The 25,600-nt window shown below is 59.6% G+C and carries 25 protein-coding genes and 1 tRNA gene; 10 read left to right on the forward strand and 16 right to left on the reverse strand.

What is annotated here, in order from left to right:
- Positions 1–319 precede the first annotated feature (319 nt).
- Positions 320–2,377: a methyl-accepting chemotaxis protein gene (locus N5D61_RS07175; protein ID WP_279891672.1), complete on the forward strand. Its 2,058-nt coding sequence runs from the start codon at positions 320–322 to the stop codon at positions 2,375–2,377.
- 164 nt (positions 2,378–2,541) lie between these two features.
- Positions 2,542–3,201, forward strand: coding sequence for a class I SAM-dependent methyltransferase (locus tag N5D61_RS07180; protein WP_108239077.1), 660 nt, complete (start codon positions 2,542–2,544; stop codon positions 3,199–3,201).
- Between the two features lie 51 nt (positions 3,202–3,252).
- On the opposite strand, the gene ychF is transcribed toward N5D61_RS07180, so the two are convergent.
- The 8 genes from ychF to N5D61_RS07220 all read right to left on the reverse strand — a co-directional run bounded on the left by ychF (position 3,253) and on the right by N5D61_RS07220 (position 10,079).
- Positions 3,253–4,353, reverse strand: a complete 1,101-nt coding sequence (ychF, locus tag N5D61_RS07185) for a redox-regulated ATPase YchF (RefSeq protein WP_279891676.1) — start codon at positions 4,351–4,353, stop codon at positions 3,253–3,255.
- Positions 4,354–4,374: 21 nt separating this feature from the next.
- Positions 4,375–4,959: an aminoacyl-tRNA hydrolase gene (gene pth, locus N5D61_RS07190; RefSeq protein ID WP_108239079.1), complete on the reverse strand. Its 585-nt coding sequence runs from the start codon at positions 4,957–4,959 to the stop codon at positions 4,375–4,377.
- 73 nt (positions 4,960–5,032) lie between these two features.
- Positions 5,033–5,638, reverse strand: coding sequence for a 50S ribosomal protein L25/general stress protein Ctc (locus tag N5D61_RS07195; protein WP_108239080.1), 606 nt, complete (start codon positions 5,636–5,638; stop codon positions 5,033–5,035).
- Positions 5,639–5,777: 139 nt separating this feature from the next.
- Positions 5,778–6,719 carry a ribose-phosphate pyrophosphokinase gene (locus N5D61_RS07200; RefSeq protein ID WP_093462390.1) on the reverse strand — a complete coding sequence of 314 codons (942 nt, stop codon included), beginning with the start codon at positions 6,717–6,719 and terminating at the stop codon, positions 5,778–5,780.
- Between the two features lie 47 nt (positions 6,720–6,766).
- A tRNA-Gln gene (locus N5D61_RS07205) sits at positions 6,767–6,841 on the reverse strand.
- A 36-nt stretch (positions 6,842–6,877) separates the two neighbouring features.
- Positions 6,878–7,729, reverse strand: coding sequence for a 4-(cytidine 5'-diphospho)-2-C-methyl-D-erythritol kinase (ispE, locus tag N5D61_RS07210; RefSeq protein ID WP_279891681.1), 852 nt, complete (start codon positions 7,727–7,729; stop codon positions 6,878–6,880).
- Position 7,730: 1 nt separating this feature from the next.
- Positions 7,731–8,348 (reverse strand): lipoprotein insertase outer membrane protein LolB, encoded by a 618-nt coding sequence (gene lolB / locus N5D61_RS07215; RefSeq protein ID WP_108239082.1) that lies wholly within the window; start codon positions 8,346–8,348, stop codon positions 7,731–7,733.
- 3 nt (positions 8,349–8,351) lie between these two features.
- Positions 8,352–10,079: a tetratricopeptide repeat protein gene (locus tag N5D61_RS07220; RefSeq protein WP_279891684.1), complete on the reverse strand. Its 1,728-nt coding sequence runs from the start codon at positions 10,077–10,079 to the stop codon at positions 8,352–8,354.
- 257 nt (positions 10,080–10,336) lie between these two features.
- Here N5D61_RS07220 and hemA point away from each other — a divergent pair, with 257 nt between their 5' ends.
- The 6 genes from hemA (at position 10,337) to N5D61_RS07250 (ending at position 15,721) form a co-directional block, all read left to right on the forward strand.
- A complete protein-coding gene (hemA, locus tag N5D61_RS07225) occupies positions 10,337–11,614 on the forward strand; it encodes a glutamyl-tRNA reductase (protein WP_108239084.1) in 1,278 nt (425 codons plus the stop codon).
- Positions 11,611–12,693: a peptide chain release factor 1 gene (prfA, locus tag N5D61_RS07230; protein ID WP_108239085.1), complete on the forward strand. Its 1,083-nt coding sequence runs from the start codon at positions 11,611–11,613 to the stop codon at positions 12,691–12,693. Before hemA ends, prfA begins: the two co-directional genes overlap by 4 nt.
- A complete protein-coding gene (prmC, locus tag N5D61_RS07235; protein WP_279891687.1) occupies positions 12,694–13,527 on the forward strand; it encodes a peptide chain release factor N(5)-glutamine methyltransferase in 834 nt (277 codons plus the stop codon).
- Entirely contained in the window at positions 13,521–14,276 is a 756-nt protein-coding gene (locus N5D61_RS07240; protein WP_108239087.1) for a molybdopterin-synthase adenylyltransferase MoeB, read from the forward strand. Before prmC ends, N5D61_RS07240 begins: the two co-directional genes overlap by 7 nt.
- 14 nt (positions 14,277–14,290) lie before the next feature.
- A complete protein-coding gene (gene murI, locus N5D61_RS07245) occupies positions 14,291–15,091 on the forward strand; it encodes a glutamate racemase (RefSeq protein WP_279891689.1) in 801 nt (266 codons plus the stop codon).
- A 111-nt stretch (positions 15,092–15,202) separates the two neighbouring features.
- Positions 15,203–15,721: an acyloxyacyl hydrolase gene (locus N5D61_RS07250; RefSeq protein WP_108239089.1), complete on the forward strand. Its 519-nt coding sequence runs from the start codon at positions 15,203–15,205 to the stop codon at positions 15,719–15,721.
- Positions 15,722–15,895: 174 nt separating this feature from the next.
- Here the strand turns inward: N5D61_RS07250 and N5D61_RS07255 are convergent, their stop codons facing one another.
- The 6 genes from N5D61_RS07255 to N5D61_RS07280 all read right to left on the reverse strand — a co-directional run bounded on the left by N5D61_RS07255 (position 15,896) and on the right by N5D61_RS07280 (position 21,052).
- A complete protein-coding gene (locus N5D61_RS07255; RefSeq protein WP_279891693.1) occupies positions 15,896–16,321 on the reverse strand; it encodes a nuclear transport factor 2 family protein in 426 nt (141 codons plus the stop codon).
- Positions 16,314–17,759 carry a deoxyribodipyrimidine photo-lyase gene (gene phrB, locus N5D61_RS07260; RefSeq protein ID WP_279891695.1) on the reverse strand — a complete coding sequence of 482 codons (1,446 nt, stop codon included), beginning with the start codon at positions 17,757–17,759 and terminating at the stop codon, positions 16,314–16,316. The genes N5D61_RS07255 and phrB overlap by 8 nt, the downstream gene beginning before the upstream one ends.
- Positions 17,760–17,768: 9 nt before the next feature.
- On the reverse strand, positions 17,769–18,707 hold the full coding sequence (locus tag N5D61_RS07265; protein ID WP_279891697.1) for a MerR family transcriptional regulator: 939 nt from the start codon (positions 18,705–18,707) through the stop codon (positions 17,769–17,771).
- Positions 18,708–18,710: 3 nt separating this feature from the next.
- Positions 18,711–19,691 (reverse strand): DUF523 and DUF1722 domain-containing protein, encoded by a 981-nt coding sequence (locus N5D61_RS07270; RefSeq protein ID WP_108239093.1) that lies wholly within the window; start codon positions 19,689–19,691, stop codon positions 18,711–18,713.
- 162 nt (positions 19,692–19,853) lie between these two features.
- Positions 19,854–20,069, reverse strand: coding sequence for a TIGR02450 family Trp-rich protein (locus N5D61_RS07275; RefSeq protein ID WP_108239094.1), 216 nt, complete (start codon positions 20,067–20,069; stop codon positions 19,854–19,856).
- Positions 20,066–21,052, reverse strand: a complete 987-nt coding sequence (locus N5D61_RS07280) for an NAD(P)/FAD-dependent oxidoreductase (RefSeq protein WP_108239095.1) — start codon at positions 21,050–21,052, stop codon at positions 20,066–20,068. The genes N5D61_RS07275 and N5D61_RS07280 overlap by 4 nt, the downstream gene beginning before the upstream one ends.
- Before the next feature lie 299 nt (positions 21,053–21,351).
- Between N5D61_RS07280 and N5D61_RS07285 the strand changes: the two genes are divergently transcribed.
- Complete coding sequence (locus N5D61_RS07285; protein WP_279891701.1) at positions 21,352–22,254, forward strand: TIGR01777 family oxidoreductase; 903 nt, start codon at positions 21,352–21,354, stop codon at positions 22,252–22,254.
- A gap of 14 nt (positions 22,255–22,268) precedes the next feature.
- Positions 22,269–23,300: a ferrochelatase gene (gene hemH, locus N5D61_RS07290; protein WP_279891703.1), complete on the forward strand. Its 1,032-nt coding sequence runs from the start codon at positions 22,269–22,271 to the stop codon at positions 23,298–23,300.
- 278 nt (positions 23,301–23,578) lie between these two features.
- On the opposite strand, the gene N5D61_RS07295 is transcribed toward hemH, so the two are convergent.
- Positions 23,579–24,859 carry a uracil-xanthine permease family protein gene (locus N5D61_RS07295; protein ID WP_108239098.1) on the reverse strand — a complete coding sequence of 427 codons (1,281 nt, stop codon included), beginning with the start codon at positions 24,857–24,859 and terminating at the stop codon, positions 23,579–23,581.
- The gene (gene upp / locus N5D61_RS07300; RefSeq protein WP_108239099.1) at positions 24,859–25,497 is read right to left on the reverse strand and encodes a uracil phosphoribosyltransferase; all 639 of its coding nucleotides are present in this window, start codon (positions 25,495–25,497) and stop codon (positions 24,859–24,861) included. The genes N5D61_RS07295 and upp overlap by 1 nt, the downstream gene beginning before the upstream one ends.
- Between the last annotated feature and the right edge of the window lie 103 nt (positions 25,498–25,600).

The following is a 25,600-nucleotide window of genomic DNA, read 5'->3' on the forward strand; positions in this document are numbered from 1 at the left end:
TCGTCGGTGACAGTTTGCGACGCCTGTTGAGTGGAATTGCCTCATTTTCGTGCAAAAGCAGTGCACCGTTTGTGGCCGTATGCCCGTTTAGATGGCTTCTGGCTATCGGTCCGGTTTTTGCTTACTGCACATTAATTGCGCGCATCACCATTCTCGCGCGCGAATCGCTTGAAGAACCGCGACGCAGTCTTCGACACAGGGGACGGGCGGTTGTCGTTTTTAAAACAAAGACATGGCATTTTGCCGGTAAAGAATGTGAGGCGGCAGCCGCTGCGGTCAAAAGCTGCAGTTGCGGGTCGTCCGTGAGGAGTCGTCGGTCATGCAAAGTCTTTTGTCGCCAGGAATTCGTCTGCTCGGACGCTTCGGTTTTGCACGCAAGTTTCAAGTGCTGTTCTTTCTGTTCATTCTTCCGTTGGCCGGAAGCCTGTGGATGATCGGGCAGGACTATCTCAACAAGCTGAGCGTCATTTCCGGAGAGCAGGCCGGGGTACGGCAACTTCTGGCACTCGACGCCCTGGATGCCCAACTCACCGCTCAGCGCAACCTCGCTGCGCGTTGGAAAGCTGCGGACATACTTCATGAACCTACCCCGGCAGCGAAGGCCGCCATGGCGGCGCTGGATGCCGCGAGTCCTGTCCTCACTAAGACGCTAGCGGACCTAGGCGAGCAGTTGAAGGCGCACCGGGCCAGCGCTGACACCCTGGCTCGATATCAGGCCTTGCAAGCGACCGTCCATGGCATGGACTCCGAATCCCTTCGCACTATCGGCTGGTGGCCTGATGGGTACGACCGCTTCACGGCTGCCCTGACCGCACTCCAAAGCCTGCGCGAGCAAATTGCAATGGATAACGGGTTGATTCTCGATCCGTGGTTGGAAACCTATCTGCTGATGCAGATCGCCACGCAGCAGACACCCGATCTCATTGAGCGTGTCGGGCGCATGGCCAGTGTGGGGCAATCATCGGTAGCCTCCGGACAGTTTTCATTGCAGAGCCGTCTGCAGATGCGTGATCTGCGCAGCCGGATCGCCGATGCCCGTGATCAATTGGTGAAGGCGGCAGCATCGCTCAAAGCCAAAGCCTACCCAGGGATGGAAACCTGGCTTGCCCAATACAATGACAGCCTCCAACGTCTGGATGGCGAGCTGAAAGCGCTGGACGAAGGTGTGTTCGGCGGCACGATCAAGCTGGACACCTCGGCCTTCGAGCGCAGCGTCGATACCACCCTCGACGCGCTCGCCGCCTTGCGCAATCAGTCCCTGACGTCACTGGACGACCGTCTGGATTACTACCACGATCGGGCGATCAGACAGTTCATTCCCGTGGCTGCGGTCTTCGGCATCCTGGCGCTGGCTGCACTGTATCTGTTCATTTGCCTCCAGGCTTCGATTCGCCGCAGCGCCAAGGGGATCACTACCCTGGCTGAATCGCTGCGCGATGGCAATTTGTGCGTGGAAGTCGCTGTCGAGGGGCGTGACGAGCTGGCCGCCATCAGCAAGGCGCTGAACGTCGCAGTGGTCCAGTTGCGGACCACGCTGCTGGGGGTTAACCATGAAACCCAACAGTTAGGGTCTGCCGTTCTTACCCTCAATTCGCAATCAGGCAGCACGCTGAACGAGGTCGAGGATCAACAGCAGCAGATCAGCCAGATCGCCGCTGCGGCGACGCAACTGGCCGCCACGTCCATGGGCGTCGCTAAAAGCTGCGAAGAGGCTTCCGGAAACGCCCAGCAAACGCGGCGCATTGCCGAGGACAGCAGCCGCGACAGCCAGCGGACGACGGCCAGCATTCAGCAGCTCAACCAGCGTTTGACTGACACCGCCGATGCGCTTGGCAAGGTCAGTGAGCAGGGGCAGCAGATTCAGTCCGTCGTCGACACCATTCGCGGGATTGCCGAACAGACGAACCTGCTGGCGCTCAACGCTGCCATCGAAGCTGCGCGAGCGGGCGAGCAGGGACGTGGTTTTGCCGTCGTGGCCGATGAGGTGCGTAGCCTGTCGCAACGAACTCAGGCCTCTACTGCGCAGATTGCAGGCACGGTCGATAGTCTGCGCTCAACCGTCAGTCAGGCCGTCAGCCTGATGGAGGCCGCATGTGGTCAGGCAGTGACCGATGCTCAATCTGTGACGGGGTTGGGCGAGCGGCTCGGCGAGATCGCGGGGGCGGTCCAGCGCGTGACCGATACCCTGGCGCAAATCGCCACGGCCGTGGAAGAACAGGCAGCGACCGCCGATGAGGTCAGCGGCAACATTCAGCAGGTGGATCAGGCCGCCGGGCGCCTGCTCGATGGCGCAAGGGCGGTCAATCAGGCCGCTGACACCCTGAGCAAGGGAAGTCGGGCGTTGAGCGACAATACTTCGCGATTCCAGTTGGGCTAAGCCCGCGAGTGTTGATACGCGTTCGGTGCTGGCGGCTGGCCCGTGGCGCAGCCGATGGATACGTTGGAGCCACGCAGGTCACGTTTTGTCGATGAAAAGCCTTGACTAAACAGGTGGGGGGTCGGTTTTATCGCTCACTCGCTCATTTTTTCAAGGCTCTTCTCATGACCGAAAGCAGTGCCGCGGGTGCGGCGGTCTACTCACCCCTGACTCTCGCGCTTTATGACGCCTGGGTGCTGGGCGTCTCTAATCGTTTCGCCTGGCGCTGTGGGACCCAGTCGGTACTTTTGCCGTTCTTTCGTGCCAACGTTCGGCCGCGCCATTTGGATATCGGAGTGGGGACGGGGTACTACCTCGCGAAGGCGCAGTTGTCTTCACAGACGCAGGTCACCTTGCTGGATTTGAACCCCAGCAGCCTGGAAGCCGCGAAACGTCGGATCAATCGCCCGGGGACCCGAACGATTCAGCACGATGTGTTCAAACCCATTCCGGGCGGCGAGCGGTTTGATTCGATTTCCCTGTTCTATCTGCTTCATTGCCTGCCAGGGCCACTGGAGGCGAAATCAGCCGTGTTCGCCCACCTCAAGCACAACCTTCAGCCAGGCGGAGTCCTGTTTGGCGCAACGATTTTGGGGGATTCTGCCGGGCACAACGGCTTTGGTCGGAAATTGATGGCGGTCTACAACAAAAAAGGCATTTTCGGAAATCGCGAAGACACCGAGGCGGGGTTCGAAACGCAGTTGCGCGAGCATTTCAGTGATGTGACGCTGAGGCGTGAAGGATGTGTGCTGTTGTTCCGAGCGGCTCAGCCAATAGGCATCTGAAATGGAAAAGCCCCCGGTATGGGGGCTTTCGGTGCAACAGGCGACGCCGGATCAGACGTTGAAACGGAAGTGCAGCACGTCGCCGTCCTTGACGATGTAATCCTTGCCCTCCAGGCGCCATTTGCCCGCTTCCTTGGCGCCCGCTTCGCCCTTGTATTGAATGAAGTCGTTGTAGGCAATGCACTCTGCGCGGATGAAGCCTTTTTCGAAGTCAGTGTGAATGACGCCTGCGGCCTGGGGCGCTGTGGCGCCAACGCGCACGGTCCAGGCGCGCACCTCTTCGACACCGGCGGTGAAGTAAGTTTGCAGGTTGAGCATCTCGTAACCCGCGCGAATCACCCGATTCAGACCCGGCTCTTCCAGGCCCAGGGCTTCGAGGAACATGTCCTTTTCTTCACCGTCATCGAGTTCGGCGATTTCGGCTTCGATCTTGTTGCAGACCGGTACCAGCATCGCGCCTTCTTCTTCGGCAATTGCGCGGACCACGTCCAGATGCGGATTGTTTTCGAACCCGTCTTCGGCCACGTTGGCGATGTACATGACGGGTTTGGTGGTCAGCAGATGGAAGCCCTTGATGATGGCTTTCTCTTCGGCGCTCATGCCTTTCATGAGGCTGCGCGCTGGCTTGCCATCAGTGAAGTGCGCGATGAGCTGCTCCAGCAGGCCCTTCTGAGCCACGGCCTCTTTGTCGCCGCCCTTGGCGTTGCGCGCGACTTTCTGCAATTGCTTCTCGCAGCTCTCCAGATCCGCGAAGATCAGTTCCAGATCAATGATTTCGATGTCGCGTTTCGGGTCGACGCTGTTGGAGACATGAATGACGTTTTCGTCTTCGAAGCAGCGCACGACATGGGCGATCGCATCGGTTTCGCGGATGTTGGCGAGGAATTTATTGCCCAGCCCTTCGCCTTTGGACGCGCCCGCGACCAGGCCTGCGATGTCCACGAATTCCATGGTGGTCGGCAGGATGCGCTTGGGGTTCACGATTTCAGCCAGCGCATTCAGACGTGCATCGGGCATGGCCACGATGCCGCTATTCGGTTCGATGGTGCAGAAGGGAAAGTTCTCTGCCGCGATGCCAGATTTGGTCAGGGCGTTGAACAGGGTGGACTTGCCGACGTTGGGCAGGCCGACGATGCCGCAGTTGAATCCCATGGTGTTTCCCCTCGAGTGATGTCAGGCCTTCTGGCTGTGCAAGACACGCATCGCTTTGGCGAAGTCGCCTGCGAGGACGTCCGGCAGCACGCCGAGGGCAAAGTCGATACTGGCGTCCAGCTTCTCCTGTTCGGCGCGTGGCGCACGACCCAGCACGAAGTTGGAGACCAATTTGGCGTCGCCTGGGTGCCCAATGCCGAGCCGCAGGCGGTGGAAGCCGTTCTGGTTGCCGAGCTGCGCGATGATGTCGCGCAGGCCGTTATGCCCGCCGTGCCCGCCACCCAGTTTGAGTTTGGCGACGCCGGGAGGCAGATCGAGTTCGTCGTGGGCCACCAGGATGGCCGCAGGGGGAATCCGGAAGAAACCCGCCAGGGCGGCAACGGATTGGCCACTGCGATTCATGTAAGTGGTCGGGATCAACAGACGAACGTCATGGCCTTGATGGCTGAATTTAGCCGTCAAGCCGAAATATTTGCGATCAGCGGTCAGGTTGACTCGCTGGGCACTGGCAATGCGCTCAACGAAAAGAGCCCCCGCGTTATGCCGGGTCTGTTCGTATTCGGGGCCGGGGTTTCCCAGGCCGACGATCAGTTGTATGGCGGTCACGTCAGGGGCTCTTCCTTGGGTTGAGGGCAACGGTACCCAGTACCGTCGCCCCTGCAACCAGCGTGCGAGTGAATTACTCGGCAGCGCCTTCAGCTTCGTCAGCGGCTTCAGCAGAAATGCGTGGCGCGTGAACGTTGGCAACTGCTTTGTCGTCACCGTGGGCCAGGGCCACAAACTCAACGCCTTTCGGAGCTTTCAGGTCCGACAGGTGAATGATGGTGCCGATTTCAGCTTTGGCCAGGTCAACTTCGATGAACTCAGGCAGGTCTTTGGCTTCGCAGGAAACTTCGATTTCGTTTTCTACGTGGGAAACTTCGCCGCCTTTCTTGACCGGAGCTTCTTCGTTGATGAAGTGAACCGGAACCTTGGCAGTCAGCTTCTGGCCAGCGACGACACGGATGAAGTCGGCGTGCATGATGAACTGCTTGGCAGGGTGACGCTGCAGCGCTTTGACGATGACGTTTTGCTTGGCGCCGTCAACGTTCAGTTCGATCACGTGGCTGAAGGCCGCTTCGTTATCGAACAGTTTGGCGATTTCCTTGGCCACGATGGTCAGGGATTGCGCGTCTTTGTTACCGCCGTAAACGACGGCAGGGATGCTGGCGGAGTGACGCAGGCGGCGGCTCGCACCTTTCCCCAGGTCAGTACGCGCTTGGGCGTTCAGAGTAAAGTCAGTCATTTTGTATCTCCAAAATAGCCATCTTCGGGTGACGTTTGCGACCAGCGCCAAACCCGATATGGGCAAAAAAGCCCCGCCCCAACAGAAGCTGCTGGGGCGGGGCGCTTTTCGTCAACGGATGTTCGAAAGGGCAGGACCCTTAGCGGAACATCGCGCTGATCGATTCTTCGTTGCTGATGCGGCGAACCGCTTCGGCCACTACCGGTGCGATATCCAGTTGACGGATACGGTCACAGGCTTGTGCTGCAGCGGACAACGGAATGGTGTTGGTCACCACCAATTCGTCCAGCACGGAATTCTCAATGTTTTCGATCGCGCGACCCGACAGCACAGGGTGTGTGCAATAGGCGAAGACCTTGGCAGCGCCGTGCTCTTTCAGCGCCTTGGCCGCATGGCACAAGGTGCCGGCGGTATCGACCATGTCGTCGACCAGAATGCAGGTCCGACCTTCGACGTCGCCGATGATGTGCATCACTTCGGAGTGATTGGCCTTCTCGCGACGCTTGTCGATGATGCCCAGATCCACGCCCAGGGATTTGGCGACAGCCCGTGCGCGCACGACGCCACCGATATCCGGGGAAACGATCATCAGGTTCTCGAAGCGTTGGTCTTCGATGTCATCCACCAGTACCGGGGAGCCGTAGATGTTATCTACCGGGATATCGAAGAAGCCCTGGATCTGGTCGGCGTGCAGGTCGACGGTCAATACGCGGTCAATGCCCACCACGGTGAGCATGTCCGCGACTACCTTGGCGCTAATGGCTACTCGAGCGGAGCGCGGACGGCGGTCCTGACGGGCATAACCAAAATAAGGGATCACAGCGGTGATACGAGTCGCCGAGGAACGACGGAAGGCATCAGCCATCACGACGAGTTCCATCAGGTTATCGTTGGTCGGAGCGCAGGTCGGCTGAATGATGAAGACGTCTTTACCGCGAACGTTTTCATTGATCTCGGCCGTGATTTCGCCGTCGGAAAACTTACCGACAGAGATGTCACCGAGAGGGATATGCAGCTGACGAACAACGCGCCGAGCCAGATCGGGGTTAGCGTTCCCCGTGAAGACCATCATCTTGGACACGCGCAGTACCTGATGTATTAGGGTATGCCTGGATGGCTATAGGAAAATGGCAGGGGCGGCTGGATTCGAACCAACGCATGGCAGGATCAAAACCTGCTGCCTTACCGCTTGGCGACGCCCCTGTATCTGTTGCAACGAATGCCTGGCATTCGGTTCTCTTAGAGCAGTGCTTGTAACTTGCGGTGCAACATCGAAACGTTGCTGCCTTTTGCTACAAACCCTGTAAGGGTCTCTGTAAGAAGGGCCGAGACTTTATCAGCTTCAGCTTTGCTTGGGAAGGCCCCAAACACACAACTTCCAGTTCCGGTTAATTTTGCGTCGGTGTATTTACCTAGCAAATTCAAAGCATTACGAACTTCTGGGTAACGCCTTGCTACAACCGGTAAGCAGTCATTTCGACTGTTTCCCTTGGGAACGGGGCGCACTTTAATGGGCGGCGTGTCACGTGTCAACAGGGGATCTGAAAAAATTTCTGCTGTACTTACAGAGACTTGCGGCACCAGCACCACGTACCACGATTCTTCAGGGTCCACTGGGGTGAGTATTTCACCTACACCTTCGGCAAAGGCGGCGTGCCCGCGCACGAAAACCGGCACGTCAGCGCCCAGCTTCAAACCCAGGGCCGCGAGCCGATCTTCGTCCCAACCCAGTTGCCAGAGGTGGTTCAGGCCGAGCAGTGTGGTCGCCGCGTCCGAACTTCCGCCGCCGATGCCACCGCCCATGGGCAGCACTTTCTTAAGCCAGATGTCGGCGCCGAGTGAGCAATGGGATTGCGCTTTGAGCGCGCGTGCGGCCTTGACGATCAGATTGCTGTCATGGGGGACGTCAGGGATTTCCGTCTGAAGTCGGATTTCGCCATCTTCGCGCAGCGCAAATTTCAGTTCATCACCGTAGTCGAGAAACTGGAACAGGGTCTGCAACTCGTGATAACCGTCGGGGCGGCGGCCAAGAATGTGCAGCATCAGGTTCAACTTGGCGGGGGCGGGCAGCGTCAGGTGTGGCTGGGGCATGTCACTGCCCCAACTTGCGTGGCTGCCAGTCTTTGATGACCAGCGTGACATCCAGATCTTGACCGTGCAGCTTCATCCGCTCCGGAAGCCAGTAGCCGTTCTGTTCGGCGTAGCTGAGGTATTCGATCTGCCAGCCGTCCTGCTCGAGGCCCGAAAGACGACTGTTGCCGTCCAGCGTCAACTTGCTTTTTGTTTCCGGGGCGGGGAGTCCGCGAACCCACCAGACCAAGTGCGATACGGGCAGCTTCCAGCCGAGTTGATCTTTAAGCAGGGTTTCCGGGTCGGGCGCGTCATACCGGCCCTGATTGGCGACCTCAAGGGATACCGCGCCGGGGCGTCCGGTCAGGCGCGCGGCCCCGCGGCCCAGCGGACCCGAAAGGCGAATATCGTAGTAGTCCTGGCGTTGCAGCCAGTACAAGGTGCCGCTGCCGGAGTCCTTGGGTGCGCGGATGCCGACCTTGCCATTGATTTCCCAGCCGTCGAGGCTGGCGAGCCGCTCCTTGTTAGCCTTCCATTGGTTGGCGTCGCCGGTGCCCTGCACGGCCTCCCGGGAAGTGATGCCCGCACAACCGGCGAGCAGGGCGATCAGGCTGAATACGATGATGTGGCGCGATAACATAAATCAAAGGGTCTCGGACCCGGTCAGGCGCTTGAGGGTGCTGCGCAAGACCGGGCTGTCAGGTTGCTGTTCAAGGGCTTTGCCCCACACTTTGCGTGCTTCACGCTGTTGGCCTTTGGCCCACAGAACTTCGCCCAAATGCGCGGCGACTTCATGGTCGGGGTAGCGCTCCAGGGCTTCGCGCAGCAGGCGCTCGGCTTCGTCGAGGTTACCCAGCCGATAATTGACCCAGCCCAGGCTGTCGAGCACGGCGGGGTCATCGGGGTTGAGCTGATGAGCGCGCTCGATCAGCTCTTTGGCCTCGGCGTAGCGGGTGGTGCGGTCGGACAGGGTGTACCCCAGGGCGTTCAATGCCATGGCATTGTCCGGTTCGCGTTTGAGAATTGCCCGCAGGTCAGTCTCCATTTGCTTCAGATCGTCGCGCTTTTCCGCCAGCATTGCCCGGGTGTACAGCAAGTTCAGGTCGTCCGGATACTGTTTGAGCGCCTGACTCAACACTTGCCAGCCACGGTCGCTCTGGTTGTTATTGGTCAGGGTTTCCGCTTCGATGAGGTACAGCTGGATGGTGTAATCAGGTTGGTCGGCGCGGGCCTGGGCAAGGCGCTTCGAGGCTTCGGCGGAGTTGCCGTTGCTGACCAGAATGTCTGCCTGGCGCAGTTGTGCGGGCAGGTAGTCATTGCCTGGGCCGACCTGGCTGTACTCGTTCAACGCATTTTGTGGGTCATTGCGTTCCTCGTAGATGCGCCCCAGGTTGACGTGGGCCGAATCGACATGGCTGCCCCGGGCAATCAGATCTTCCAGATAGCCTTGAGCTTCATCCCACGCCTTGTTTTCCAGGCAGACCAGAGCCAATGAGTAACGCAGCTCGTCATCATCCGGGTATTGCTGGACGAGGCTGGAGAACTGCACTTTGGCGTCTTCCATGCGGTTCTGCTCGACGAGCATCCGCGCGTACGTCAGGCGCAGGCGTTTGTCGTCGGGGTATTTCTTGATGCTTTTTTCCAGCAGGGGCATCGCTTCCTTGCCCCGGTTCATGCTTTGCAGCAGCCGCGCGCGCAGCAGAATCGGCGCGACTTCGCCTTCCCCGGGAGGATTGTCCTCCAACAGTTTCAGCGACGCGGCGCTGTCGCCTTCCTGTTGCAGCAGCAGCGCCTTGCCAAAGATCAATTGCCCGTTTTTCGGGTACTTGGCTAACAGCCGATCAAAGCTGGCAAGCAGGCCTTTGCGTGTGTTGGAGTCGGTTTCCGCAGCCGACAAGGCGAGGAAATCAAAATGCGTGTCGCCCTGACCCTGGAGCACTTTCTCCATGTAGCGCATGGAGTCGTCGTAGCGACCTGCGCGGGCCAACTGGATGGCAGCGGCCCGTTGCGCTTCAAGATTTGCCGGGTCGTTCTTGGCCCACAGCATGGAGGTATCCAGCGCGGCCTGATCGGCGCCCAGGTATTCGGCAATACGGAATGCGCGCTCGGAAATCCCCGGGTCCTGGGTCTGGATCGCCTGCGTCACGTAATTATCCAGCGCAATGTCGAAACGATTGCGCTGGCCGGCCAGTTCGGCCGTCAACAGGGCGACGACCGTTTCCTGAGTGAACGAACCATACACCTTCGGCTTGGCATCAGGCGCGGGCGTCGCCTCCTTCGCCGGAGCGGCGGGCTCCGTTGAAGCGGGGGGCGTCGACTGACAGCCACCAAGTACGACAAAGGCAAGGAATAACGCGGAGGATTTATTCATATAGACGAGAGGGCGGCTTACCTGCGGTTTGAAAACATCATGACACAAGGCAGGGAGCAAACCCACAGCCCGACTGAAAACTAAAGACCCGCGTTTTACAGCCTGCGCCTGGACAATTTGTCGCAGGGGTCGCGTCGTGTGGCGGGTCTCTATAGGGACAATAGTCGGCTCCGGACGTTCTGGACGTATTACGGTGGTTGTTCTGAATCTATTGAAGTAGGACAATTGCCGGCTCACGTCACCATCAGCGACCTTGAATGGCCTTTCTTGCTCTGGGTATCAACCATAAGACTGCATCCGTGGATGTCCGCGAGCGCGTGGCATTTACGCCTGAGCAGTTGGTCGAGGCGTTGCAGCAACTCTGCCGCCTGACCCAGAGTCGAGAGGCTGCCATCCTCTCGACCTGCAATCGCAGTGAGCTTTATATAGAGCAGGATTCGGTTGCAGCGGATGTCGTGTTGCGCTGGCTGGCCGATTACCACCACCTCAACATCGAAGATCTGCGCGCCAGCGCGTATGTGCACGAGGATGATGCGGCGGTGCGGCACATGATGCGCGTGGCCTCCGGGCTGGATTCGCTGGTGCTGGGCGAGCCGCAGATTCTCGGGCAGATGAAATCCGCCTACGCGGTGGCACGGGAAGCCGGAACCATCGGTCCATTACTGGGGCGGCTGTTTCAGGCGACTTTCAGCGCCGCCAAACAGGTACGCACCGACACAGCCATCGGCGAGAACCCGGTCTCCGTGGCGTTCGCTGCGGTCAGTCTGGCCAAGCAGATTTTCAGTGACCTTCAGCGTAGCCAGGCGCTGCTGATCGGGGCGGGCGAGACCATCACGCTGGTCGCCCGCCACCTGCACGACCTGGGCGTGAAGCGTATCGTGGTAGCCAATCGCACGCTGGAACGGGCGAATATTCTGGCTGAAGAGTTCGGTGCCCACGCGGTGCTGTTGGCCGATATTCCAGCCGAACTGGTCAACAGCGACATCGTCATCAGCTCCACCGCCAGCCAGTTGCCGATTCTGGGCAAGGGTGCCGTGGAGAGCGCTCTGAAGCTGCGCAAGCACAAGCCGATTTTCATGGTCGATATCGCCGTCCCGCGCGACATCGAACCGGAGGTGGGCGAGCTCGACGACGTGTACCTGTACACCGTGGACGACCTGCACGAAGTCGTCGCGGAAAACCTCAAGAGTCGTCAGGGTGCGGCCCAGGCTGCCGAGGAACTGGTGACGCTGGGCGTCGATGATTTCATGTCGCGGCTGCGGGAGTTGGCGGCCGTCGATGTGCTCAAGGCCTACCGTCAGCAAAGCGAGCGCCTGCGCGATGAAGAGTTGCAAAAGGCGCAACGCATGCTCGCCAATGGCGGCAATGCTGAAGAGGTGTTGATGGCGCTGGCTCGGGGCCTTACGAATAAACTGATGCACGCACCCAGCGTGCAACTCAAAAAGCTGTCTGCCGAAGGCCGCGTCGATGCGTTGGCCATGGCCCAGGAACTCTTTGCCCTCCATGAGGGTGCCACGGATAAACCCACGCAATGAAAGCTTCACTGCTTAATAAGCTGGATGTGCTCAGCGACCGTTTCGAAGAACTGACTGCGTTGCTGGGCGACGCCGAAGTCATTTCCGATCAGACCCAGTTTCGCGCCTATTCCCGCGAATATGCGGAAGTCGAGCCTGTGATTCAGGCCTACTCGCGGCTGAAAAAGGTCCAGGCCGGCCTCGAGGGTGCTCAGGCATTGCTCAAGGACAGTGACCCGGACATGCGCGAGATGGCCGTCGAGGAAGTGCGCGAGGCCAAGGAGCAGTTGGCGGTACTGGAAAGCGAGCTGCAAAAAATGCTGCTGCCCAAGGACCCCAATGACGGTCGTAACATCTTTCTGGAAATCCGGGCGGGTACCGGCGGTGATGAGGCGGCGATTTTCTCCGGCGACCTGTTCCGCATGTACTCGCGCTACGCAGAGCGGCGTGGCTGGCGGGTGGAAATTCTTTCCGAAAGCGAAGGCGAGCACGGTGGGTTCAAAGAGGTCATCGCGCGGGTCGAAGGCGAGAACGTCTACGGCAAGCTGAAGTTCGAGTCCGGCGCGCACCGTGTCCAACGCGTACCCGAGACCGAATCTCAGGGGCGGATTCACACCTCGGCCTGTACGGTCGCCGTATTGCCTGAGCCTGATGAGCAGCAGGCCATCGAGATCAATCCGGCCGATCTGCGCATCGACACCTACCGCTCTTCGGGCGCCGGTGGTCAGCACGTCAACAAGACCGATTCGGCCATTCGCATCACGCACTTGCCGACCGGCATCGTCGTGGAGTGTCAGGAAGAACGCTCCCAGCACAAGAACCGGGCCCGGGCCATGGCGTGGTTGTCGGCCAAGCTGAACGACCAACAGACGGCTGCAGCGGCCAGTGCCATCGCCAGTGAGCGCAAGTTGCTGGTTGGTTCGGGTGACCGTTCCGAACGCATTCGGACCTACAACTTCCCCCAGGGGCGGGTGACGGACCATCGCATCAACCTCACGCTGTATTCGCTGGATGAAGTTTTGGCGGGTGGGGTCGATGCAGTGATAGAACCGCTGCTTGCCGAGTATCAGGCAGATCAACTTGCGGCATTGGGTGAGTAAATGACCATCATCGCCAGCTTGTTAAGAAGTGCCGAGTTGCCGGATTCGCCGACAGCCCGTTTGGATGCCGAACTGCTGTTGGCGGCTGCCCTGGGCAAGCCGCGCAGCTTTTTGCACACCTGGCCGGAACGCATTGTCAGTACCGAGGCTGCCCAAGTGTTCGATCGCTACCTCGAGCGTCGCCGCACAGGCGAGCCGGTGGCCTACATCCTTGGCCAGCAGGGTTTCTGGAGCATCGACCTTGAAGTGGCGACCCATACCCTCATCCCCCGGCCGGAAACTGAAATCCTGGTCGAAACCGCGCTGGAACTGTTGCCAGGGCCGATCCCGCATCGCCTTCTGGACCTGGGCACGGGAACCGGCGCCATTGCGCTGTCCTTGGCCAAAGACCGGCCGCAGTGGCAGGTGACGGCTGTGGACCGGGTCGCGGAAGCCGTTGAGCTGGCCGAGCGCAACCGTCGGCGTCTGCACCTGGATAACGCGCAGGTGCTGGAAAGCCACTGGTTCAGCGCCGTCGAAGGCCAGCGTTTCGATCTGATCTTGAGTAACCCGCCGTACATCGCAGACAACGATCCGCATTTGGCGCAGGGTGATGTGCGCTTCGAGCCCAGCAGTGCACTGACCTCAGGTGCCGACGGGCTGGATGATTTGCGTTTGATCGTCGCTCAGGCGCCGCTGCATCTGGAGCCCGGCGGCTGGTTGTTGCTGGAGCATGGCTACGACCAGGGTTCGGCAGTGCGCGAGTTGTTGGACGAGCAAGGCTTCGAGCAGATTCAAACCCGTCGTGACCTCGGCGAGCACGAGCGCATCACGTTCGGACGTGTGCCGTGCTGACTGACGAAGAACTGCTGCGTTACAGCCGGCAGATTCTTTTGCAACAGGTCGACATCGACGGCCAGTTGCGCCTCAAACGCAGCCGCGCATTGGTCGTGGGCGTCGGCGGATTGGGTTCTCCCGTGGCGCTTTATCTGGCTGCGGCCGGCGTCGGTGAGCTTCATCTGGCTGACTTCGATACGGTGGACCTGACCAACCTGCAACGGCAGATCATTCACGACACCGCGAGCGTCGGCCTGGCCAAGGTAGATTCCGCCATCGCGCGACTGAAGGCAATCAACCCCGACGTTACGCTGGTACCACACCGTTCGGCACTGGATGACGATTCCCTCGCGGCTGCCGTCGCGGCCGTGGATCTGGTGCTCGACTGTTCCGACAACTTCACCACCCGCGAAGCCGTGAATGCGGCGTGCGTGGCGGCGGGTAAGCCGTTGGTCAGCGGTGCGGCCATCCGCCTGGAGGGGCAACTGTCGGTGTTCGATTCGCGCCGCGCTGAGAGTCCCTGCTATCACTGCCTTTATGGGCACGGCAACGACAGCGAATTGACGTGCAGCGAAGCCGGCGTCATCGGCCCGCTCGTCGGGTTGGTCGGCAGTCTACAAGCGTTGGAGGGCTTGAAACTGCTGGCCGGTTTCGGTGAGCCCCTCGTGGGTCGTCTGCTGTTGATCGATGCGTTGGGCACGCGATTCCGCGAACTCAAGGTGAAACGCGATCCGGGCTGCAGCGTATGTGGTACTGCCCATGAATGATAGAACGCTTGAACATGGCTAGGGGCAACGACGCCCCCGTGGGGGTTTTCGATTCGGGTGTAGGCGGGCTCTCGGTGCTAGGCGAGATTCATCGCTTGCTGCCTCACGAATCGCTGCTTTATGTCGCCGACTGCGGCCATATCCCCTATGGCGAAAAAACGCCGGAGTTCATCCGTCAGCGTTGCGTGACGATGGCGGAGTTTTTCCGCGAGCAGGGCGCCAAAGCCTTGGTGATCGCGTGCAATACGGCCACGGTCGCTGGTGTAGCCGATCTTCGCGAGCGTTATCCCGACTGGCCGCTGGTCGGCATGGAGCCGGCTGTAAAACCCGCGGCAGCGGCGACCCAGACGGGTGTGGTGGGCGTCCTGGCGACCACCGGCACACTCCAAAGCGCCAAATTCGCCGCGTTACTGGACCGCTTCGCTGCTGACGTACGCGTGGTGACCCAGCCCTGTCCTGGGTTGGTAGAGTTGATCGAAACAGGCGACCTGCTCAGCCCTGCCATTCGCCAACTGTTGTGGGGTTATGTCCAGCCCCTGCTGGAAGCCGGGTGTGACACGATCATTTTGGGCTGTACCCACTACCCTTTCCTTAAGCCGCTTTTGCGGGACATGATTCCGATGTCGATCACGCTGATCGATACGGGTGCCGCTGTAGCGCGCCAGTTGCAACGCCTGTTGAGTCAGCATGATCTCCTTTCGTCGGCCAATGCGGGGGAAACCCAGTTCTGGACGAGTGGAAGTCCAGAAAATTTCAGAAACATCCTACCGATGCTATGGAAAAAATCTGACAGTGTGCGATTCTTCGCTTCGTGAAAAAAACGTGAATTGGACTGGTTTCGGCTGAACTTATGTTCACCGACGGATTTCTACAGCTCTCTGTTGATATAAAAATTTCTAACGGCGTTCGAAAATAGGATGTTTCAAATGAAGCGACTGTTTTGTTTGGCTGCGATTGCGGCTGCATTAACGGGGCAAAGCGCTATCGCTCAAGCCGATGGCGTCGAGTTCTCGGTAGGTCATACCGGGGAATCGACGATGACCTATCGTCTGGGCGCGCAATTTGATTGGGATAAAAGCTGGTGGCAAACCGGCGTCGGTCGTCTGACCGGCTATTGGAGCGGCGCCTATACCCATTGGGAAGGCGACAAGAACGCGAGCAATAACAGCCTTTCGTTCTCCCCGGTGTTCGTTTATGAGTTTGCCGGAGACAGCGTCAAACCTTATATCGAAGCGGGTATCGGTGCGGCGGTCTTCCAGCGCACTGAAGTCGAAGGCAACAAACTGGGTAGCGCATTCCAGTTCGAAGACCGTATCGGCTTCGGCCTGCGCTTTGCCGGTGGTCATGAAGTGGGCCTGCGTGCCACTCACTACTCCAACGGTGGCCTGACCAGCGACAACGACGGCATCGAGAGCTACGCGGTGCACTACACCATGCCGTTCTAAGTCTGTAATCCGCTGCAGGTCATCTGCTGCGGAATCTGTGGGAGCGAATGCATTCGCGTGAAGGCAGCCTGCCTCTCGTGCATCAGTTCGCTCCCACGGTGATAGATCAAGTCAGACTGTCTTGATTTCTCCCCTCGACATTGAAGCCGAAGCGCATTTCAGCAACGTTGGCTTTCATCTCAGCCGCCTCTTGAACCAGCCAACCATCCTGCCCATCACCGGCAAGTGCTCGTAGAACAGCGCTCCTGCGTCGAAGTAATCCCGATGCTGGAAGACCTTGTTATCGGTCCACAGCAAGTGTGAGCAACCGCTGACCGAAATCATGGCACCTTGATTGAGGCGTGGATGCTGATAAGTCATGGTCCAGCGGACATAGCCCTTGCCATCCCGGACCTGATCGAACGCATGGAACTCGAAGCGACGATCGCCCATGGTCGCGTAAAGCCCGGTGAAATACTCCCGCAGGCCTGGAAGGCCATGAACCTCATGCAGCGGATCGGTAAACGCGATGTCGTCGCTGTACAGCTCGTCGAGAAGGTCCAGATTGTCTTTGGTCAGAGCGGCGAAGCGCCGAGCGTGATCACGCAGAAATTCACTCATGATCAAGCGCCTCCGCATGGCGGTGAGGCAGAGACTTGAATGCTGCAAGCGCTCGCTCGCGGCTCGCTTTCAAATCCACGATGGGGGAGGGGTAGCCCTCGACTCCAAACAGCCCGCTCAGCGCCGAGGGATCATGAATGTCGCGTTTGTTCAGCTCACTCAGTTCCGGCACCCACTGCTTGATGAACACACCCTGGGGGTCGAAGCGTTCGGACTGGCTGATCGGGTTGAAAATGCGGAAGTAGGGTGAAGAGTCCGTACCAGTCGACGAGCTCCACTGCCATCCGCCGTTATTGGCTGCCAGATCCCCGTCGATCAGGTGCTGCATGAAGAAGCGCTCGCCTTCCCGCCAGTCGATCAGCAGGTTTTTGGTCAGGAACATCGCCGTGATCATGCGCAGGCGGTTGTGCATCCAACCGGTCTCCAACAACTGACGCATTGCTGCATCGACGATGGGCAGCCCGGTACGCCCTTCTTGCCAGGCCTGGAGGTCCTTGGGTGCGTGACGCCATTTCAACGCCTCGGTTTCCGGCCGGAAGGCCCTGTGGCGGGACACCCGAGGGAAACCCACCAGTACGTGTTTATAGAACTCACGCCATAACAGCTCATTGATCCAGGTCACCGCACCGACGTTGCCGGTCTCGAACTCGCCATTATTGCTGCTCAGTGCAGCGTGCAGGCACTGCCGCGCAGACACCACACCCGCCGCGAGATACGCTGACAACTGGCTGGTGCCTGGGCGAGCGGGGAAGTCGCGCTCGTCCTCGTAATGATGCACTTGATCGTCGGTGAACTGCGCCAGCCGCTTGCGCGCTTCGTCCTCTCCAGCCGGCCAGCGGTTGCGCAGCGCCTCGGAGGGCTGCGTGAACCCTTTGACCTGCTTCGGGATGTCGTCGCTCTTGATGCGCACCGCCGCTTGTGGCTTGTGCAGCCTGGCTACCGGGGGGATTGAGTGGTGCAGACGCTCGTAGCAGACCTTGCGGAACTGGGTATAGACCTTGAAGTAATTGCCACTTTTGGTCAGCACACTGCCGGGCTTGAAGAGCAACTGGTCCAGATAGCGATCGAAGCCAATGCCGTGCTTGTCCAGCATCGCTTCGACGGCCTTATCGCGTTTTTCCTCATTGACCCCGTATTCTTCATTGACGTGCACATGTTCGATTCCGTGGGTCTGGCATAACTCCAGCAAGGCTTGCGGGGCCTTATCCCAGGTGTCGGCATTCACGATTAGCAGCGGTATGTTCAACGCCTTCAGGCTGTCCTTCAGCACCGCCAGATTACGCAGCCAGAAATCCACCTTGCATGAAGCCTCGTCGTGGCGGCGCCATTGTTCCGGGCTGATCATGAATGCAGCAACGGTCGGACCTTGCTTCATTGCAGCATTCAGTGCCGTATTGTCATGTGTACGCAGATCGGTGCGCAGCCAGAACAATTGCATGGTCGCTCCTTAAATGAGGTCCAGACGCTGCAGCGCGGCGTAAGCGCCCAGTGGATCTTCTGCGAGCGTCAGCCCGTCGATGTCATTTACGGTGCTGCTCCATTCCTCCCCGTGAATGCGGACGCAAGGCCCTATGATCAATTTCGGGCAGTCGACGTTGCTCAGCAGCCGGGGCAACTGCGTGAGATTCAGCGGCTTGCTGGAATACAAAAGCACTGCTCGAGGCTTGAGGTGTTCGCACGCCAGCCCCAGCTCGCCGACAGGTAGCGGCCAATCGAAGACTTCCACCGGGCAATCGGCGCTGCTGATCAGCCACGCCGTCAGCCACAGGTGCGGCTCCATGGGGGCGTCGGATTGGTTGAGCAGCAACAGCGGTGTGCCATTGACCTGACGGTTGTTGTGGTAAAGGCGTGCGCCGAACTTGCTGCGCAACCATGAATAGAAGAACGCGCGTTCCAGTTGAGCCCCGAACTGCCCTTGCCAGCGTTGTTCAAGGGCATTGAGAAGAGGAAAGAGCAACTGTTCGCACAGTGTGCGTGGTGGGTAGAGCGACATGGCCTGATTGACGGTGTCGTCCAACCGTCGCTCCGACAGCGTGGTGATTGCTTGCATCAGATTCTGGCGCAACGGGTCCCAGTCGCTCTCGACGCTCGAAGGTGGCGTCTGCTGGCTGTCGAGCAGTTGCTTGACCTGACTGACGGAAACGCCGCGGTTGAGCCAGGTAAGAATGGCCAGTACTCGGTCAACATGAGCCGTGCTGTACAGCCGGTGCCCCTTGGGCGTGCGATGGGGGACGATCAGGCCATAGCGCCGCTCCCAGGCTCGCAGGGTGACGGCGTTCACGCCGGTCATGCGCGCCACTTCACGGATCGGCAGCCAGCCGCCCTCCAAGGCTTCAGCGTAGGCTTGCGGATCGTCGTCGAGGGCTTCGGTGTTGTGGTCGTTCATAAGTCAGATGGCGTTACGCAGGCTAAGGTTTTCCGGGTGAGGTTGCAGGTACACCTGTATCGCGATGTACGGGTCCGGGTGTTGACGAAAGTGATGTTTGAGCAAGGTCAGGGGGACGACCAGCGGCACAATCCCCTCACGGTACTGGCTGATCAGGCCTTGCAGCTCCTGTTTGTCCGACGTGCCGAGTGTCTCGCGCAGGTAACCGCACAAATGCTGGAGCACATTGGTATGAGTGCGCCGCGTAGCCGGCTTTTTCAGCGCGTTCATCAAAGCACTGAAGTAACGGGGGGCAATCTCGGACGGGTCGCTGCGGCCCATGTGGCCCAATAGACTGCCCAGGGCTTTGTACTGCACCGGATCACTGGCCATCAGTTGGTATTTGTAGCGCGAGTGAAACTCGGTCAGCGCGCGACGGCTGATCCCTTCTCTGATCAACTGCTGCCAGGCTGCATACGCAAATACGCGCGTGATGAAATTCTCACGCAGAACCGGGTCATTCAATCGGCCGTCTTCCTCCACCGGTAAATCGGGGTGTTGGTCACAGAATGCCTGGGCATAAATCCCGCGGCCGCCTTCTTCGAACGGAGCACCGTTATCGCGGTAGACCTTGACCCGCTCCAGGCCGCAGGAGGGGGATTTCTGCATGAAGATGTAGCCGCTTATACCGTCCATGGCCTTGGCCATGTGGCGACCGTAATCGGCCAGAGGCTGCGTGACATTCAAGTCTGCGTGGACGGTGCCGACGGCTTGGGGATGATGAGGGTCGCCCACCAGCCGAATCGTCTCCCGAGGGATGCCCAGGCCAATGGCGACTTCCGGGCAGGCGGGGACGAAGTCGAAATGCTCGTTGAGGGCTCGGGTCAGCAGGTGGGATTCCTTGTGACCGCCGTTGTAGCGCACTTCAACCCCCATCAGGCAGGCACTGACGCCCAGTTTGGGTTTAGCTTTCAGTTCTGGCGATGGCTCTGGGGGCTTACGCATGGATCAAATCTCGTCAGGCTCGCGATCTCGACGGCATCTTGTACAGCCTCAACCCGCTGTACAACTTCTGGTCATCATAAGAATTGAGTTGTACAAGTCAAACGATTTGTACAACCTTTTTCGTGGGAAAGGTGAACATTCAGCAGGACGTTCAGCGGCCGGTCACTTCCAGCCCATCAGCCACTGCTGGTCATCTTGCAGAGTTTGCCAAGCCAAGCGCTGGCTGCGTTTGGTCAATACGGCTTGAAGTTCGATTTCCAGTACGGTGCCTTCTTCATCGCAGAAGAGTTCAGTGACTAGAAAATGTTTCTCACGGTGCCGCGGATGGGCTGCTGTCCACTTCGACAGCAGCAATTTGCGAGGAGTCAGACGATTCATTTCAAGTGATCGAGCAAGCGACGAGCTGCCTCCTGGCCGCTGAGCCACGCGCCCTCGACGCGGCCTGACAGGCACCAGTCGCCGCACACGTATAGACCCAGATCCGGATCGGACAGCGCGCCCACTTCCCGTCCGCCCGCCGGCCGCGCGTACAGCCATCGATGCGCAAGGGTAAAGGCGGGCGCTGGCATTGCGCAGCTGACCATCTCGGCGAAAGCTCCATGCAGGTGTTCGATCACCACTTCCTTGGGCATGTCCAGATGCTGACGACTCCAGGCGCTGGTGGCGTGTAGCACCCACGTGTCCATAGTGTTATCGCGGCCCGGTTTGCTGCGGTTGCGTGCCAGCCAGTCGATTGGGCTGTCCTGCACGAAGCACCCCTCCATGGGGGTGTCCAGCGGGGTTTCGAAGGCCATGGCGACCGCCCAGGTAGGCTCCATTTTCACGCCCGCCACGACACTCGCCAGTTTGGGGGCAGCGGCGAGCAAGGTGGTCGCCTGGGGCGCGGGTATCGCGATGACGACCTGGCTGAATGGGCCGTGGCTGCGACCTTCGGCGTCGAGCAGATGCCAGTGCTCCTCGCCTCGAAAAACCTCGGTGACGCGGCAGGAGAACGTCACCGGCATATCGCCAAGCATCGCCCGGGTGATGGCGCTCATGCGTGGTTTGCCTACCCACCGGACTTGCTCGTCCGGGGAGAGGCTCAGTTGGCCGCCATGAAAGTTGTAGAGCACCGGGGCCCACTCAGCGACATGGCCCTCAGCCTGCCATTGCTGGACCACTTTGGCGAAGCGGCGATCTCGGGTTGTGAAGTACTGCGCGCCCATGTCCAGTGCGCCCGCGTCGCTGCGCTTGCTGGACATGCGCCCGCCACTGCCGCGGCTCTTGTCGAAGAGGTGAACGCTGTGCCCGGCAGCATGCAGCGCTCGGGCAGCTGAGAGTCCGGCGATGCCGGTACCGATGATTGCGATGGGTACAGTCATAGGAGCCTCGTAACCTTGTCTGCACAGACTACGCCGTCGTCAAAACCTGTACAATGCTGTTTTCCGGTATAACTTATCGCCCTACGGCGTCCAGGGCGCAGGCCGCCGTCGCGGTCCATATTGAGTCTGACATGTCATCCGATTCGTTCAATGGAGCGAACGGGTGAGATCGAACGTATGTCTCCAGCGCTGCTCAATAACGTGGCCTAAAGTTTCACTGCTCGCCGCGTCTGAATGCGCAGGGTGTGTGAAGAAATAGACTACTGAATTGCGATGAACGCCACGCGAGGATTACCGACATGCACATCTTGCTGACCGGCGGTACAGGTTTGATAGGTCGTCGCCTGTGTCGACACTGGCGCGATCAGGGTCATCAACTGACCGTTTTGAGCCGTAAGCCTGCCGAGGTGCCGCGTTTGTGCGGTGCAGGCATCCGGGGCGTCGGTCACCTGGACGAAGTCGGCGATCAGCCGGTCGACGCCGTGATCAATCTGGCAGGCGCACCCATTGCCGACAGACCCTGGACTCGCAAGCGCAAACGCTTGTTGTGGGACAGCCGCATTACGTTGACAGAACGGCTCATCACTTGGCTGGAGCGGCGGCAGCAAAAACCCGCTGTCCTGATTTCGGGCTCTGCGGTTGGCTGGTATGGCGATGGTGGCGAGCGCGATCTCGACGAGAACTCGCCTCCCGTCAGTGAGGACTTCGCGAGCCGTCTGTGCATCGCGTGGGAAGAAACTGCCCAGCGAGCTGAAACCCTGGGCATACGCGTCGTACTGCTTCGAACCGGCCTGGTGCTCAGCGCCGACGGTGGAATGGTGCAGCGCCTGCTGCCTCCCTTCAAGCTCGGACTCGGCGGGCCCATCGGCAGCGGACGGCAATGGATGCCCTGGGTTCACATCGACGATCAAATCGCGGTGATTGATTTTCTCTTGAACCATGAAGAAGCCCAAGGCCCCTATAATGCCTGCGCGCCCGCACCGGTTCGCAATCGCGATTTCGCCAAGACGCTGGGTTCGATCTTGCAACGGCCAGCGTTCATGCCCATGCCGGCATTTGCCTTGCGATTGCTGATGGGCGAACTGTCGATACTGCTTCTGGGCGGTCAGCGCGCCCGGCCGAGCCGGCTGATGGACGCCGGATACACTTTCCGATTCACCGATCTGCACGCGGCACTCAAAGACGTAACAGGCCGCCATTGACCCCAAGGTGTTGCATGACCGATCACGCATTGCTGCTGGTAAACCTCGGTTCGCCGGCTTCTACCGAAGTTGCGGATGTGCGCCGCTACCTCAATCAGTTTCTGATGGATCCCTACGTTATCGATCTGCCTTGGCCTGTGCGCCGACTGCTGGTGTCGCTGATCCTGATCAAGCGCCCTGAACAATCGGCGCATGCCTATGCGTCGATCTGGTGGGACGAGGGTTCGCCGCTTGTGGTGCTGAGCAAGCGTTTGCAGCAGGCGATGGTGGGGGAATGGACGCAGGGGCCGGTCGAGCTGGCGATGCGTTACGGCGAGCCGTCAATCGAGTCGGTGCTGACCCGCCTGGCAGCGCAAGGTATTCGGAAAGTCACCCTGGCGCCGCTTTACCCGCAATTCGCAGACAGTACCGTCACCACAGTGGTTGAAGAGGCGCGCCGCGTCATCCGCGAAAAGCAGTTGAAATTCGAATTGGCTCTGCTGCCGCCGTTCTTCAATCAGCCGGAATACCTCGACGCGCTGGTCCATAGCGTCAAGCCCTACCTGGAACAGCATTACGACCATTTGCTGCTGAGCTTTCATGGTTTGCCGGAAAGCCACATCAACAAACTCGACCCTACGGGTCAGCACCGTTGCGAAAAGTCCGGCGACTGTTGCCGCAACGCAACGCCCGAGACCCTTGCGTTTTGCTACCGCGCGCAGTGCATGCGTTCCTCTGCCGAGTTTGCCAAGCTGATGGGTATTCCCGAAGACAAGTGGTCGGTCTCGTTTCAATCTCGACTGGGCCGCAACAAGTGGATCGAACCCTACACCGAGGCGCACCTGGCCGAGTTGGCTGAGAAAGGCGTGAAGAGGTTGCTGGTGATGTGCCCGGCCTTCGTCGCCGACTGCATCGAGACGTTGGAAGAGATCGGTGATCGGGGTGCGGAGCAGTTCAAGGAGGCGGGCGGGGAGGAGTTGGTGCTGATCCCGTGCCTGAACGACGATCCGCTGTGGGCGAAGGCACTCAATGCGCTCTGCGAGCGGGCCCCTGCGATGCGGGTGTAGAACACTGTAGGAGCGCGCTTGCCCGCGATTGCAGGGTGTCAGTCACATGAACGTTGAATGAAACACCGCAATCGCGGGCAAGCGCGCTCCTACGAATACTGCGTCTACGGCAACTGATCTGTGGGCGAAGGCACTCAATGCGCTCTGCGAGCGGGCCCCTGCAATGCGGGTGTAGAACACTGTAGGAGCGCGCTTGCCCGCGATTGCAGGTGTCAGTCACATGAACGTTGAATGACACACCGTAATCGCGGGCAAGCGCGCTCCTACAAGTACTGCGTTTACGGCAATTGATCATCCAGGTGCTTGTTCTTCCAACCGTCGTTGCCCGGCAATACCAGGTTGAGCAGGATCGCGGTCACGGCGCACAACGCGATACCCTTCATGCCGAAGTCATCCGGGCCGTTGCCGGTGCCAATGAGCACGCCGCCGATCCCGAACACCAGCGTGACGGAAACGATGACCAGATTGCGCGCTTCTGCCAGGTCGACCTTGTGGCGAATCATGGTGTTCAGGCCGACGGCTGCAATCGATCCGAACAACAGGCAAAGGATGCCGCCCATGACGGGCGCGGGAATGCTCTGCAGCAGCGCGCCAAACTTGCCGATGAACGCCAGTGCGATGGCGAAGACTGCGGCCCAGGTCATGATCTTCGGGTTGTAGTTCTTGGTCAGCATCACCGCACCCGTCACTTCGGCGTAGGTGGTATTGGGAGGACCGCCGAACGCGCCCGCCACCGTGGTGGCAATACCGTCGCCGAGCAGTGTGCGATGCAAGCCTGGCTTTTGAATATAGTCGCGCCCCGTCACGCTACCCACGGCGATGACACCGCCGATGTGTTCGATGGCGGGCGCCAGCGCAACGGGGACGATGAACAGGATCGCCTGCCAGTTGAACTCCGGTGCGGTGAAGCGGGGAAGCTCCAGCCAAGGCGCTGCGGCGATTTTGGCCACGTCCACCACGCCGAACCAGAACGACAATGCGAAGCCCACCAACACGCCGGAGATGATTGGCACCAGGCGGAAAATGCCTTTACCGAATACGGCAACGATGAGCGTTGTCAGCAGCGCCGCCATCGAAATGATGATCGCGGTGTTATAGGGAATCAGCACCGCAGCGCCGTCACCGGTTTTGCCCATGGCCATGTTCGCGGCAATGGGTGCCATCGCAAGACCAATGGAGATGACCACTGGCCCGATGACGACTGGAGGTAACAGCCGGTCAATGAAACCCGTGCCTTTGATCTTCACGGCCAGCCCGAGGAAGGTGTAGACAAAGCCCGCCGCCATCACGCCCCCCATGGTCGCTGCCAGCCCGAACTGGCCCTTGGCGAGAATGATCGGGGTAATGAACGCGAAGCTGGAGGCCAGGAAAACCGGCACCTGACGGCCCGTGACCACTTGGAAGCACAGCGTGCCCAGGCCTGCGGTGAATAATGCGACGTTGGGGTCGAGCCCTGTGATCAGTGGCATGAGCACCAGGGCCCCGAAAGCCACGAACAGCATTTGAGCGCCCGACAGTACGGTGCGCCACAGTGGATCGTTGAACTCGTCCTGTTTCATCAGGCGTCCTTTTGCTTGGTGCCGAAAATCTTGTCGCCCGCATCGCCCAGACCCGGAATGATGTAGCCGTGTTCGTTCAGGCGCTGATCGATGGACGCGGTATAAATTTGCACGTCGGGGTGCGCTTTCTCGACAATGGCGATGCCTTCCGGCGCCGCCACCAGCACCATCGCGCGGATGTCGCGGCAACCGGCTTTTTTCAGCAGGTCGATGGTGGCGACCATCGAGCCGCCGGTGGCTAGCATCGGGTCGATGATCAGCGCCAGACGCTGGTCGATTTCCGGCGCGAGTTTTTCGAGATAGGTGTGGGCTTCGAGCGTTTCTTCGTTGCGGGCCACCCCCACGGCACTGACCTTGGCACCCGGAATCAGGCTCAATACGCCTTCGAGCATGCCGATTCCGGCGCGCAGAATGGGGACTACCGTGATCTTCTTGCCTGCGATCTTCTCGACCTGAACCGTTCCGGCCCAACCTTCGATCGCGTAGGTTTCCAACGGCAGGTCCTTGGTCGCCTCATAGGTCAGCAGCGCGCCGACTTCCTGAGCCAGTTCACGGAAGTTCTTGGTGCTGATATCGGCGCGGCGCATGAGGCCGAGCTTGTGACGGATCAGCGGATGGCGGATCTCACGGATGGACATAGGAAAGGGCTCCAGCGGACGGGCAAAAAAAACGGCTTAGATTAATCTATTCAGCTGTAACTTGTCTTACCGGTTAAGTTCCTGTTTCTGACATTGAGGGTCT

The organism is Pseudomonas sp. GD03842, from assembly GCF_029841165.1.
In the GTDB taxonomy this organism is placed as follows: domain Bacteria; phylum Pseudomonadota; class Gammaproteobacteria; order Pseudomonadales; family Pseudomonadaceae; genus Aquipseudomonas.